The following is a 13601-nucleotide window of genomic DNA, read 5'->3' on the forward strand; positions in this document are numbered from 1 at the left end:
GGCCGTCCTGGGATGCGGTGCCTGCGCGGGGGGGCGGCATCGCCGTGGCGCGGGCGCGCGGCGCCTGCGCCGGTGGCGCATCGGCGCGCATGTCCGGGGTCAGCCGCAGGGTCGGCAAGTCAACGCGGTCCTTCATCGGATGGCCCTCGGTCTCTGGGATCAGCTCAGGACGGCATTCAGCCCGTCGCCACCGGCAAGGTGCTCGGCCAGCGACTGGGGCGCCGCCGGATCGGCATCGCGGGCATCGAAGGTCATCCCGTCGGCGAGGAAGGCGACCGCCTCGTTGGCCAGCGGCACCAGCCCGACGCCGGTGGGCGGCGCCTCGGGGTCGATCAGCTGCGCCTGGTGGATCAGCGCATCGCTGTAGGCGGTGCCCGCCACCATCACGGTGGAATCGAGGCCAAAGTCGGTCAGCCGCGCGGCGTTCAACTGCGCGTTCGATCCGGTGATCACCTCCACCGGCTGTCCGCTGGCCAGGAAATCCTCCAGCATCAGCCCTATCTGGTCGGAATCGCCCAGATAGGCGTGCTGTTCGATGATGTTGGCCTTGATCAGGTCGCCCTCGACCTGAAGCACCTTCAGCGCCGACCTGCCCTCGAACAGCGCGTCGCGGGCCAGATCCGGGCCGATGTCGCGCCCGCCCCCGGCCATGTCCGCCAGCGCCGACTGGAAGGTGTCGCGCATCGCGACCATCTCGTCGCGCCCGACCTGGGTGATCTCGGCGCGGTTGTACTGAAGGTTGTCGCCCGCGGTGATCGTCACACCCGGATGGTGCGCCCCGGCGACGGTATCGGCATCCAGCAGCACGTTGGTCTGGTGGATCTGGTTGAGGGTGATCATGTCGCCGCCCACCAGGATCAGGTCGTAGTGAAAGCCCAGCTCGCGCAGCACGGCGGTGTTGAGGACGGTGTTCTCGCCGGTGCCGAGGTAGCTTGCGGCGGCGGTGACCGTGACCTCGACCCGGTCGAAGTCGCTGACAAAGGCGAATTGCTGGACGTGGTTGACGGCGATCAGGTCGCCCTCGACGCGGGTTACGGACCAGCTCTGGGGAAACACGCCCCCGGCGGTGGAGGCGGTGATGGGGGCGGGGGCGTCGCGGATGTCGATCTCGACGGCGTTGATCGCGCGCGAGGGCGCCGCCATCCCCATCCCCATCCCCATCCCCTGTGCCGGCGCCGCGTCGGAGGTCGCGTGGCGCAGGATGACCTGGCTGACCAGATCGAGCCGGATCGCATCGCCCGCCACCGCGATCACCGGCGCGTCGATCCAGCTCTGGCTGATCACCGCCTCGTTCACGAGGGTGTTGGCGCCGGTGACGACCGTATGGCCGGGATCGACCCCGAAGGGCGCGATCTGTGGCGGCGGCAGTGCCCGTGGCGGCAGCGCAAAGGCGTCCTTTTCCCCGGCCGTGTCCCCGGACTGCGGGCGGGCTGCGAGAAAGGCGGGCAGCAGCTCCGTGAAATCCGGCAGCGCGGGGGCGTCCGATGGCGCGCCATCGTCGGGCGGGGGCGCGGTCTGCGCGCCGCTGATGTGGACGCCCTGCGCCGCCTCGCCGCGCAACAGCAGCAGCGTGTGCGGCGCGGCCTCGGTGTGCGTCCCTGCGGCGGGCGCAAAGGTGGCCATCGCCTCGGCCAGCGCCGCCATGTCGTTGGCGCGCGGCACGACCGCCCCGTCGGCGGCATCATGGCCGGGGGCGTGGGCGTGCTGCGCAAGCTCGATCGCGTGCTCCAGCGCCGCCACCATCACCTGCGGGTCGGTGAACGGTGTCTCGCCGGTGACCAGCACCAGGTCATTGTCGAACAGATCGGCGGTCTGGGAAATCACGATCAGCAGGGAGTTCGGCGCGATCTCGGGCAGGATCCATGTCACCTGACCCTCGGTGGCCACGGGGCCTGCGCGGCTGTCGGTGGCCGCGGGCGCCTGCGGCGGCGGCGGTGCTGCGACGTCGGGCATCAGCGCCCGGACCTCGATCGTCGGCAGCGGCAGCAGCGGCACCTGCGCCTGCGGATGCTCGTAGGACAGTCCCGGCACGAACCCCTTCAGCGCATAGGGGGCCGAGACCTCCGGCATCGGCGTCTCGGTGGGGGTGTGGTCGGTCTCGGCCCGGCTGGCGGCAAAGGCGTCATATTCGAGCCGGAGTCGGTCTGCCTCGATGCCGAGGTGAAACATCCCGATGAAATGGGCGATCTCTTCGGTGATCCGATCAAGCGCCATGGTTCTTCCCATTTGCCGGAGCGCGGACCCGGCGATGCCCTGGCGCCCGCGCCCGGGGGTTGCCCCGGGGCCGGAAGCCCGGCCCCGGAGCGGTTTCGGTCCGGCTCAGCTGGCGTCGTCGCCGACAACGGACGAGGTCAGCGCACCGCCCACCACCGTCATGTCGACCGTGTTGCCCAGCACGTTGGCGCCCATCACGACGTTCATGTTGAACGCCGAGGTCGTGACCTGCGCCGCCGCCGAGGCGAAGGACTCGCCGGTCACGATGCCGTCGTCACCGTTGCCCGACCCCCAGCTGCCGAGGTCGCCACCGGCGCCGCCGTCCCCGATCCCGGCGGTGCCTCCCGCACCCCCGGACCCGGCGCCGCCCATGACATCGCCCAGCGATGCCGCGCCGCCCGTCGCGGCGCCGCCATCGCCCGCCATGGCCGTGGCCGCCGTGCCCCCGCCGGTGCCGCCGGTCGCGTCCACGACCCCCGACCCGGTCGATGCGTTGGTCGCATCGGTGCTGGAGGTGCCGTCGCCGCCGTATCCGGCGATGGCCTCGGCCATCGAGTCCGTCGTGCCGTCGAGGTCGGCCTGCGCGAAGATGTCGGACCATCCCCCCGCACCCCCGGCCGAGTCCGCCCCGCCGTCACCGCTGCCGGTCGCCGCCGACTCCGCCACCGCGTCGTTGGTGGCGTCCCCGCCCTGGCCGTCCGCCGTGCCGGTTCCGGTCCCGGTCCCGTCGGCCGCGCTGTCGGCGGTGTTGGCACCGCCCGCACCGCCCAGCGCATCGGCCGCGCCGGTCCCGGTCGATGCGGCCTCGGCGCCGCTGTCGGCGGTGCTGGTGCCGCCCATTCCGGCCATCGCTTCAGACGTGCCGGTGCCGGTGCCGGTGCCGTCGGCGGCACTGTCGGTGGCGTTGGTGCCCCCGGCCCCGCCGCTGGCATCGGTGTTGCCGCGGCCGTCGGCCGTGCCGGTCACATCGCCGGTGGCCGCGGTGCCGCCGGTGGCATCCCCGCCGGTGCCGCGCCCGTCGCCGCCGTTGCCGCCGCCGGCACCGGCCTCGCCGGAGTCGGCCGCGCTGTCGATGACGTTGCTTGCATCACCCGGGACCGGGTCGGTGCCGCCACCACCATCCACGACCATGGCATCGAAGCCGCTGGCGGGGGGCGACCCTGCGCCGCCGATGGCCGTGGCATCGACGTCGCTGGTGGCGGTCGACCCCGCCCCCGCGTCGCCGCCGTCACCGCCGGTGCCATAACCCTTGCCCGCCATGGCGCCACCGGCGTCGGCGCCGCTGCCGCCTTCGGTCCCGGCCTCGCCGGTGGCCGTGCCGCTGGCCTTGCCACCATCGGCGCCGTCCGTGTCGGCCTCCGACCCGGCCAGCCCCAGCCCGAGGCCCGCCCCGATGGAGTAGCCGTCGCCGCCGTCAGCCTCGGCGGCTGCGGCCTCCGAGCCCGCGCCGGCCTCGGAGTCGACGTCCGAGTCGGCCGTGGCTGCGGCCCCGTCGGCACCCGCCGCCTCGGCGTCCGCGTCCGCCTTGCCCATGCCCATGCCACCGGCCGAGGCATCGGCCGCCCCGCCCGTCGCATCGCCCGCGTCCGCGCCGGCGTCCGACTCCGCCAGCCCGAGGCCGACACCGAGCGCCGTCGACGCCCCGCCGTCACCGCCGCTGCCGGTCCCGTCCTGGGTGCTGTCGTTCGCCAGCGCCGCGTCGGATGTGGCGTCGGCATCGCCGCCCGCGCCGCCCTGGGCGTCCCCATTGGCCTTGGCCATGCCCATCCCGACACCATGGCTGGTGCCGTCGGCCGAGGCGTCCCCGCCGGGGCCCGCATCGGCGTCCGCATCGCCACCCGTGGCGCCGTGGCCGGTGCCGCCCATGGCCATGCCGCCCTTGGCCCCACCGCCGTCACCGTCGCCACCGTCGGCAAAGGCCTTGCCGCCGCTGTCGCCGCCGACGGACCCGGCGTTGATGCCGTCGCCCGCCTCGGCGGTGCCACCATGGGCGCTGCCGTGCTGGTGGAACTCGCCTTCGTTCTTCAGCGAAATGTCATGCAGGTAGTCGTCGTCGTTCAGGGTGTTGGCCTGCGAAATGGCAAAGGCGCTGCTGTTGCCATCGCCAAAGGCGACCCCTTCGAGGGTGACATCATCGCCCGGGCTGAAACGCATGTCGCCCTGCGATGCGATCACGTCGCCCATCTGGGCATCGTTCAGATCGACATCGATGAAATCGTCGTCGCGGGGAATCCACTCGCCGCCGCCGAAGTCGATGTTGATCGCATTGCTGCTGTTACCGGAACCGTCGTTCGACTGGGTCTGGTCCTGTCCCTGGCCCTGATCCTGGCCTTGTCCCTGGTCCTGACCCTGGCTTTGGCCCTGGTCCTGTCCCTGGTCCTGCCCCTGGCCCTGATCCTGCACGGCCGAGGCGTCCTGCCCCTGTTGCTGTGCCAGAACGTCGAGATCGGCCTGTTCGATCTCGATCGCGGCGTCGATCTCGGCGTTCAGGGTTTCGATGTCGACTTCGCCGATGACGAAGTTGTTGTTGCGATTGTCGTTCATTTCGCGTCTCCCGTGACGCCCCGGTGCACGCCAGTCATGTCAAAGGCTGCATATCGGCGGCGTCCATTCCGATGACTGAGAACCCGATCCGCCAGACCCGCCAGAAGGGTCGGCCCGGATCGGCACGGTGATGCTTTCGCAGCCCTCCCCTTTTTACGCCTGAGTCGGGTCGATGCGGGAAATGCCATTCCCCGATGATACAGGCGGCCGTTTCCTGCGCCGTGGGTTTCACGAGCGCATCGGAATGATCCCACCGGCGGGAACACGAAGATAGCCGTTCAAAGGATCAATGACCGTTCTGCCGCCGCCAGATCGCTGAGCGCATTTGGAAAACGTCCGGGCCGGGGGCGCGCACACGGGGTCGTGACCGGACGCGAATCACGTGCGCCGACTGACCGTTGGTTCTGGGTCCGAAGGCAATACACCCATCGGGCGATGACGATCTGGCCGACTTTCGCATCGGTGGTGTCCCGAGAAATATAATTAAAACAGAGTGTTGCGCGGCCTCCTCCGGTTCGCGGTCGCGGGGGGCGCCGGTGCGGCGATGTCGCGCCGCTCTTTTGAGCGGTGCGCAACCGGTTTCTTTTGTGCTAATCTCGTGGACAGTTGAGTGTGTTTTTCAAGGATGGGGTGTGTTGGCGCCGGGTTGGCGCGACTTCGTCCGCTGTGAGGGGGTACAGATGGTCAGAGCTCTTGAGTCTGGCGTGACGGGTGCTGTTGCACCGACGCCGTGCGGAATGCGCGGCATGATCGTCTTTCTGGGGGATTCCAACGGGTTTTCCGACTGGATCCTGCGCATCGCCGAGGCCGAGGCCCCGTCGATGGACGTCTGCCGCGTCGATCGGCTGGAGGATCTGCCGCCGACGTCGGGCGCCAAGCGCTTCATCATCGTCGCCGACGACATGGCCCGCGACATGCTGGCGAACCCCAAGGGATGGATCGCCGACCACCCGGGCGCGCGCTGGATCCTGGCCTACCGCGACGAGAAGATGGCCCGGCAGCTGCTGGCCCTGCGTCGGCGCTGCGACATCCTTGCGTCGATCGGGCTGTTGCCGATGAACCTGCCGGTCGATCAGTGGACGCCGATGTTCCGATTGGCGCTGAGCGGCGATTGCGTGGTGCCCGCGCGCCTGCTGGACACCGATGCGTTGCCGGACAAGCCGGTGCATCCGCGCGTCGACCCGCTGCATGCTTCCCTGACCCCGCGCGAGCGCGAGGTGCTGGCGCTGGTGTCCGAAGGCAAGCGCAACAAGACCATCGCGCATGAACTTTCGCTGACCGAGCATACGATCAAGCTGCACCTGCATCACATCATGAAGAAGATCAGCGTGCGCAATCGCACCCAGGCCGCGCAGTGGTTCCTGACCCGGCAGCAGGGCGGGACGCCGTGACCGAGCTCCAGCGGCCGCCCGACTTCGACGCGATCATGTTGCTGATCGGGCGGCTGAACTACAGCTGGACCAACACCGAAAGCCTGCTGATCCACCTGATCGCGGGGCTGGTGGGGACCACCAAGGAAACGGCGGTCATCATCTTTCTGACGCTGAACACGACGCGTGCCCGTGTCGATCTGGTCGAGCGGCTGTCCAAGATGGACGGCCGCGACCCCGCCGAGCGCGCCCGCGTGCTGGAGGTGACCCGCCGGCTTCTGGGTCTTTCGGGGCTGCGCAACCGCTACAACCACTGCATCTATTCCTTCGATCCCGACGGCGGGGCCCCGCGCACGATCCAGATGCGCATCGCCGACCGACGGGATGCCATCAAGGTCGGCCAGACCGACCTTCTGGATGCGGCCGCGCGGGCGGACATCGACGCCGCCATCAGCAATCTGGAGGCGTTGAACCGCGCCATCTGGGCCCTGATCGCCGAGTACCGCTATCCCGCCTGAGGGCGCGCGTGTCGGTCGGCCCCGGGTCGTCGGTGCTCGGGGCCGTCAGTCGGGCGGGCCCAGGACCAGCGCCTCGGCCTCGGGGCGGTGGCGCAGCATCGCGTGCAGGGTGGCGTCGTCGGGGGTTCCGGGCACCTCGTCGGTCCAGACCCGGAACGATGTCAGCGTGTGCGCCCCGAACGAGGTGATCATGGCCCCGTCGGCCGCGTCGCGCCCGCGCACCATCAGCACCCGGCCGATCCGCGGCGTGTTGTAGCGCGCGTCGAAGGTGTACCAGCGCCCGCCCAGATAGGCCTCGAACCAGGCGCAGAAGTCGCCCGGCCCGGAGGGCGGCACGCCAATGTCGCCCAGATACCCGCTGGCATAGCGGGCGGGGATGTTCATTGCGCGACAGAACGCGATGGACAGCAGCGCAAAGTCACGGCAGACGCCGGTCCTTTCGCGGTGGATGTCGCTGGCGGTCTTGGTCGGTCGGCCAAAGCCATATCCGAAGGTGACGTTGTTGTGGACATGGTTGCAGATCGCCTGCACCCGCGCCCAGCCCGGCGGGGTGGCGCCGAACAGCCGCAGCGCCTCCGGGGCCAGCAGGTCGGATTCGCAATAGCGGCTGGGGGTCAGGAACTGAAGCGTCTCGGGGGGCAGCGCGTCGACGTCGTGCTGTCGGGCGGTCCAGTCGAAGGGGTCGGGCTGTCCGGCGACCTCAACGATGCAGTCTGACCACAGCCTGAGCTGCCCGCCGGGCGCCCGCAGCCGCGTCAGCCGGTTGCCGAAGCTGTCGGTGAACGGCTCCAGCGGCAGGTCCCGGTCGGCCTGCACCGAGGGGGATCCGATGATCCGGCCATCGAACTCCGAATGCAGCGACAGCGCAAGGATCAGGACGGTGTCCGGATTGCTTTCGATGATGATCTCGTGCCCGACGCGAATGAACATGGCCGTCTTTCCTGAACTTGTGGGGAACAGCGTCGACCCGGGCGATCGGATGCCCTGGGCCGACGGCGGGGGTGTGTGATCCCCCGGTGCGAGGGTCATAGCACGCGCGGCGCCCATCTCCGCGCGGTTTTCCGTGCGTCGCGCCGTCCCTCGGGGGCGGCTGCCCGCTGCGGGGCAGCCACGCGGTGGCGCGCGCCGGCCCGCGCCGGCACGGGGACGCTTCTTTCAAACGCCGCAGCGCCGTGGGCGTTCCACGATGGCGCCCCCGCGGGCGGCGGTCAGCTCGCGATGGCGTGGGACGGGCGCCGCGGGTCGGCGCCGCACAGGATCAGCCCCTCGGCCGCGACGGACTGCACCGCGCACAGCCCGCCCGCGCGCCAGTCGTTGTCCGGCCAGCGCGACATCGCGTGCCCCCGGTCCGCCAGCGCCGCGGCCGTGGTGTCGGCGATGCCGGGCTCCAGCTTGACCAGCCCGTGGTGGTGGGTGAACGGCGCAAAGGACCCGGGATAGTTGTAGGTGGCAAACCGGGGCGCCTCGATCGCCTGCTGAAGGCCCATGCCGAAATGCACACGGTTGAGCAGGAACTGGAGCATCGCCTGGCTTTGCACATCGCCGCCCGGCGTGCCGAAGGGCATCACGCCGCCGTCGTGCAGGAACATCGCGGGGTTGGGCGTCAGGCGCGGCCGCTTGCCCGGCGCCACCCCCGAGGGGTGGCGTGGGTCGGGCCGCGACTGACTCCCGCGCGAGGACGGCACGAGGCCGGTCCCCGGCACCACCGGCACCGACCATGACCCGTCACTGGGGGTGGCCGAGAAGGCATTGCCCGCCGCGTCGATCACCGCGACGTAAGAGGTGTCGGGTTCGGGGCGGGGGTCGTCGTCGCCCGCCGGGACCGACGCCTCCGGCCCGCCCCCCGGCAGCAGCCGCCCCGGCATCGCGCCGCGGGCGTGGCGCGGGTCAATCTGTGCCAGCCGCGCGCGGGCATGCGCGTCCGACATCAGCCGGTCGAGCGGGACATCGACCACGGCGGGATCGCCGAAATGGTACTCGCGGTCGGCAAAGACATTGTCGAGGACCTCCACCAGCAGATGGATGTAGTCGGCGCTGTTGTGGGCCAGTCCCGCCAGCCCTGCCGCCTCCAACTGGCGCAGCGCCATCGCCAGCACCGGCCCCTGGCACCACGCCCCGCAGACGAACAGCCGCCCCCCCAGCGCCGCGGTCTCCAGCGCGGGTTCCGTGCGGCAGCGGTAGCCGGCCATGTCCTCACGCGTGAGAAAGCCGCCCTCGGCCTGTACGAAATCCACGATCTCGGCCGCCAGATCGCCGCGATAGAAGGCGTCATGCACCGCCTGCAGGCCCGCCTCGCGGGTGCCGGGGGCCGCGCGCTCGGCCGCGAACAGCCGCTCGAAGGTGGTGGCGAGGTCGGTCTGGACGAACCGCTCGCCGACCCGGGGCAGGCGGCCATGCGGCAGATAGACCTCGGCGCTGGAAGGGAAGGCGCGGTAGCCGTCCGCGTGCTCGGTGATCGTGTCCACCAGCAGCGGATGGACGGCAAATCCGTCGCGGGCATGGCGCGCGGCCGCCCCGGCCACATCGCGAAACGACATCGTGCCGAACCGCGCCAGCGCGTCCAGCCACGCCGCCGGAGCCGCCGGGACGACGATCCGCTCCACCCCGTCGGGGATGGTGCCGCCATGGCGTGTCATGAAATGGTCCGGCGGGATCGAGGCGGGCCACACGCCCAGCCCGTCGATGGTGATCGGCACGTCCATCCCGGCCATGCGGATCATGATCGGCGCCACCCCCGCCACATTCACCAGGTCGGGCTGCACCACCCCCAGCATGATCGCCGCGGCAACGCCGGCGTCCACCGCGTTGCCGCCCGCGGCCAGAATGTCATGCGCGGCGGTGGTGGCAAGGTAATGCCCGGACGACACCCCGTGGCGGGTTCCGGTGATCTCGGGGCGGGTCAGTGTCGACATGCGCAGGATCCTTGGATGACGGGAAAGGGGGGGCGCCGATGCCTGTGGCCAGCCGCGTCGGGCCCTGCTAGCGTCACGCCATGGTACATCCGCGACAGACCCCCGAAAACGCCGAGGTTTACCTCGACCATCTGGCGCATTTCCTGCCGGACATGGCGGCGGCCGAAACCGCGCTGGCGGGGCTGGGCTTTACCCTGACGCCGTACACGGTGCAGCGCAACCGCACGGTGGACGGGTATGTCCCCTCGGGCACGGCCAACCGCTGCGCGATGCTGGACAATGGCTATCTGGAGTTTCTGGCGCGCGCCTCGGACACGGGGCTGTCGCGCCAGCTTACGGCGGCGCTGGCGCGCCACACCGGGGTGCATCTGCTGGCGATGGCCACGGCGGATGCCGATGCGGCGACGGCGCGGCTGGAGCAGGCGGGATTCGCGCCCGACCCGGTGGTGCATCTGACCCGCGCGGTCGCGACCCCCGACGGCGCGGAGGCGCTGGCGCGGTTCTCGGTGGTGCGGGTGCCGCCCGCAGCCATGCCCGAGGGGCGCATCCAGATCCTGACGCACCACACGCCGGATCTGGTGTGGCAGGACCGCTGGACACGGCACCGCAACGGCATCGTCTCGTTGGAGGCGGTGCTGCTGGTGGTCGCCGACCCGTCCGAGGCCGCCGCGCGCTTCGGCCGGTTCCTGGGCCGCACGCACGCGCCGCTGTCGGGGGGCCGTCAGTGTCTTGCGCTGGATCGCGGGGCGCTGGTGTTCGCGCCCGATGCCCGCTGGCTGGGGGGCGGGGCCGCTGCGGCGCCACCCTGGATCGTCGGATATGCGCTGGGCACCGCGGATCCGGAGGCCTCGGCCGAGGTGCTGCGCGCGGGGGGCGCGCGCGATCTGGTGGGCGATCTTGTGGGCGACTTGGCCGGGCCGGTGCTGGAGCTGCCCGCCGCCATCGGTGGCCGTGTGGCGCTGGTCCACCCCGGCCAACGCCCGGATTTCGCGCGCTGAGGCCACTCAGCCCACCGCCCGGTAGTGGTGCCACTGGCGCGCGGTGACCAGGGTCAGCAGGCCGATTCCGAACAGCGACGCCCACAGGCTGGGATACAGCAGCCCGAACGCCGCCGGCAGCAGCAGCACCCGTTCCGCGATCGACAGCGGCCGCAGCAGATACCCCTCCATGATCACGTTCAGCGTGATCACTCCGATCAGCGCCAGCAGCGCCGCAAACGCCGTCGCCGCCAGCCCGGCATCCACGCCCAGGATCTCGGGGTGGATCACGAACATGAACGGCAGGATGAACCCCGGCAGCCCCAGCCGCACCGCGATGAAGCTGGTGCGAAAGAACGAGGCCTGCGCGATCTTGGCCGCCACCAGGCAGCAGATCGCCACCGGCGGCGTGATGGCCGAGATGTTGGCAAAGAAGAACACGAACATGTGCGCCGCGATCAGCGGCACGCCCAGTTGCACCAGCGCAGGCGCCCCCAGCAGCGCCACCAGGATATAGGCCGCCGAGGTGGGCAGCCCCAGCCCGAACGCAAGGCACGCGAACGCCGCCACCACCAGCAGCAGCGCAAGGTTGCCGCCCGCAAGCTCCAGCATGAAGAACGACAGCTTCTGCGAGAACCCCGTCACCGCCAGGATGTCCACCAGCACCCCGATCACCGCCACCACCACCGCGACCTGCGCGCCCCGCAGCGCCCCGTCATAGGCGATGGTGCACAACAGCCGCAGCGTGTTCGACGCGATGGCGGCGATGCCACGCCACGACAGCGCCACCTCGCGCAGGACATAAAGCCCGATCAGGATCGCGGCGGCCTGCAACGCCGCGCGTCCGGGCATGTTCACGACGATCAGGACGGTGACCAGATACCCCGTGGCGATGAAGAAATGCAGGTGCTTGAGGCACGCGAGCCAGACCGGCTCGGGGCTTTCGAACTCGCGGGTCAGCTCGACCTGCGCGCTGGCGTCGAGGTTGAAGCGCACCGCCCGCAGATGCACCGCGAACATCAGGTAGCCATAGAAGATCAGCGCCGGGAACACCGCCGCCAGCACGATCTCGCCGTACGGGATGCCGGTCATGCCGACGATCAGGAACGCCGCCAGCCCCATCACCGGCGGCGTGATCTGCCCGCCGGTGGAGGCGACGCTTTCCACCGCGCCGGCGAACTCGGGCTTGAAGCCCACCTTCTTCATCAGCGGGATCGTCAGCGCCCCGGTGGAGGCGACATTGGCCACGCTGGAGCCCGACACCATCCCCATGAACCCCGAGGAGATGATCGCGATCTGCGCAGGCCCCGCCCGCGTGCGCCCGCCGATGCGATAGGCCAGCTGCATGATGAACGCGACGCAGCCCGTGGCCTGCAACGCGGCCGCAAACAGCATGAACGGAAAGATCGTGCCCGCCGACAGCTCCGACAGCCCGCCCAGCAGGCCGTGGAAATACGGGATCGAGGTGTAGCCGATCAGCCGCTTGAGGTTCAGCCCGCCGTGGTACAGCAACCCCTCGGGCATCGACGGGCCGAAATAGCCGTAAAGCAGCCCCACCACCGCGATGGCGGATACCACCCACCCCCATTCGCGCATCGAGGCATAGAGCGCGAGGCCCAGGAACACGAGCGCCACGACCATGTCGGTGTCGTTGGGCAGGAACGAGCGTTGCCGCGTCAGCGCGCGGTATTCGGCAAAGACATAGCCGATGACAGCGGCGGCGATCAGCGCCAGCACCAGATGCACCACCCGTGACGGCAGCCGCCGCGCCATCGCCGCGGCCACCAGCATCAGCACCATGACCGTGCCGCCCACATGCACGATCTTGAACAGCCCCGACGGCCAGAAGAACGTCAGGATCTGGTACACATGGGCCCAGACGAACACGATGCTGGCGAGGCCCGCCAGCAGGATCAGCCAGGGGTTGCCCTCGCTGGCGGTGAAATAACCCGCGGCGCGCTTGGCCCAAGAGTGCATGACGGCTCCGGATGGAAGGGCACCGCCGCGGGGTGCGGCGGTGCGCGGGGACACGCGGGATTACGCGGGCTGCGTCAGTCGGCCTCGACCATGCCGTCCTGCCACAGGCCGCGCTCCTTGAAGAACCGCGCGGCGCCCTTGTGGACGGGGTATCCGCCGACCAGGTTCGCCGCGCCGAACTCCGGCGCGATGTCGGCGAACTGCACGCCCAGCGCGTGGACCTCGTCGAGGTTGTCGAAGATCGCGGTCATCACGGTATAGGCGACCTCCTCCGACACCTCCGGGGCGACGGCCAGCACGCCCGAGAACGACGCCGTGAGGATGTCCTCGCCCTCGGCGCCGATCGATGCGGCCGGGATCAGGCCGGGCCGCGCGCCGCCGTTGATCGCCGCCGCCGCCGCCATCAGCTCCTCCGAGATCGGCAGGAGGCGGACCTCCTGCAGCGCCATCAGCTCGGTCATCAGCGGCGACGGGCGCCCGTTGGTCAGCAGCGACGGGATGCAGTCCACCGCGCCCGCGCGCAGCGCGTCATAGGTCTCGCGCCACGAGCCATAGGTCCAGTTCACGTCATCGAGGATGCCCGCGGCCTCGAACAGCACCTCGAACAGGACCGCCGTGGACGACCCCGACGGCGAGGGCATCACGCGCCGCCCGACCAGATCCTCGATCGTGCGGATGTCGCTGTCGGCCCGCACCATCGGCGTGCAGTTGAACAGCGTGTAGGCGAACATCTGGTGCACCTCGATCGGCTCGGGGTAGGGGGCGCGCCCCTCGAACGCCGGCAGCCAGTCGGTGGAGGTGGTCTGGCCGAACTGGATGATCCCCTCGCGGAACAGCTGCATGTTCTCGGCGCCGCCCGAGGTCGCCATGGAGGCGTTGCGCAACTCGGAATGCCGGTTGGTGATCGAGGCAAGCCCCTCCATGATCACATAGCCGGTGGAGCCGACCGAGGACGAGCCCCACTGCAGCGACTGCTGCGCCAGCGCGCTGCCGGGCCGCAGCAGGGCCGAGCCCGCGGCCATGCCGCCAAGCCCGAGGATCATCGCGTCGCGGCGCGACAGATGAGAGAGGGAGTGCAGGCGTTTCATC

The 13601-nt window shown here is 70.4% G+C and carries 9 protein-coding genes; 3 read left to right on the top strand and 6 right to left on the bottom strand.

Translation table 11 applies throughout. The features are described from left to right. Positions 1-159: 159 nt before the first annotated feature. Both CCR87_RS12440 and CCR87_RS12445 read right to left on the bottom strand, forming a co-directional pair. Positions 160-2214 carry a hypothetical protein gene (locus tag CCR87_RS12440; RefSeq protein ID WP_201157848.1) on the bottom strand — a complete coding sequence of 685 codons (2055 nt, stop codon included), beginning with the start codon at positions 2212-2214 and terminating at the stop codon, positions 160-162. Positions 2215-2319: 105 nt separating this feature from the next. Next, on the bottom strand, positions 2320-4758 hold the full coding sequence (locus CCR87_RS12445) for a hypothetical protein (protein WP_201157849.1): 2439 nt from the start codon (positions 4756-4758) through the stop codon (positions 2320-2322). Between the two features lie 746 nt (positions 4759-5504). Between CCR87_RS12445 and CCR87_RS12450 the strand changes: the two genes are divergently transcribed. Together CCR87_RS12450 and CCR87_RS12455 are read left to right on the top strand one after the other, a co-directional pair. Beyond that, a complete protein-coding gene (locus tag CCR87_RS12450; RefSeq protein ID WP_242511995.1) occupies positions 5505-6149 on the top strand; it encodes a helix-turn-helix transcriptional regulator in 645 nt (214 codons plus the stop codon). Further along, positions 6146-6646 (top strand): hypothetical protein, encoded by a 501-nt coding sequence (locus CCR87_RS12455; RefSeq protein ID WP_338048922.1) that lies wholly within the window; start codon positions 6146-6148, stop codon positions 6644-6646. The genes CCR87_RS12450 and CCR87_RS12455 overlap by 4 nt, the downstream gene beginning before the upstream one ends. A gap of 45 nt (positions 6647-6691) precedes the next feature. On the opposite strand, the gene CCR87_RS12460 is transcribed toward CCR87_RS12455, so the two are convergent. Both CCR87_RS12460 and CCR87_RS12465 read right to left on the bottom strand, forming a co-directional pair. Continuing rightward, on the bottom strand, positions 6692-7576 hold the full coding sequence (locus tag CCR87_RS12460) for a transglutaminase-like domain-containing protein (protein ID WP_201157850.1): 885 nt from the start codon (positions 7574-7576) through the stop codon (positions 6692-6694). Positions 7577-7854: 278 nt separating this feature from the next. After that, a complete protein-coding gene (locus CCR87_RS12465) occupies positions 7855-9558 on the bottom strand; it encodes a gamma-glutamyltransferase family protein (RefSeq protein ID WP_201157851.1) in 1704 nt (567 codons plus the stop codon). Between the two features lie 80 nt (positions 9559-9638). Between CCR87_RS12465 and CCR87_RS12470 the strand changes: the two genes are divergently transcribed. Further along, positions 9639-10556 carry a VOC family protein gene (locus CCR87_RS12470; protein ID WP_201157852.1) on the top strand — a complete coding sequence of 306 codons (918 nt, stop codon included), beginning with the start codon at positions 9639-9641 and terminating at the stop codon, positions 10554-10556. Between the two features lie 6 nt (positions 10557-10562). On the opposite strand, the gene CCR87_RS12475 is transcribed toward CCR87_RS12470, so the two are convergent. Both CCR87_RS12475 and CCR87_RS12480 read right to left on the bottom strand, forming a co-directional pair. Further along, positions 10563-12512 (bottom strand): TRAP transporter permease, encoded by a 1950-nt coding sequence (locus CCR87_RS12475; protein WP_201157853.1) that lies wholly within the window; start codon positions 12510-12512, stop codon positions 10563-10565. Positions 12513-12586: 74 nt separating this feature from the next. Continuing rightward, positions 12587-13600: a TAXI family TRAP transporter solute-binding subunit gene (locus CCR87_RS12480; protein WP_201157854.1), complete on the bottom strand. Its 1014-nt coding sequence runs from the start codon at positions 13598-13600 to the stop codon at positions 12587-12589. Position 13601 lies beyond the last annotated feature (1 nt).

It is taken from the genome of Rhodobaculum claviforme (assembly GCF_016653255.1).
In the GTDB taxonomy this organism is placed as follows: domain Bacteria; phylum Pseudomonadota; class Alphaproteobacteria; order Rhodobacterales; family Rhodobacteraceae; genus Rhodobaculum; species Rhodobaculum claviforme.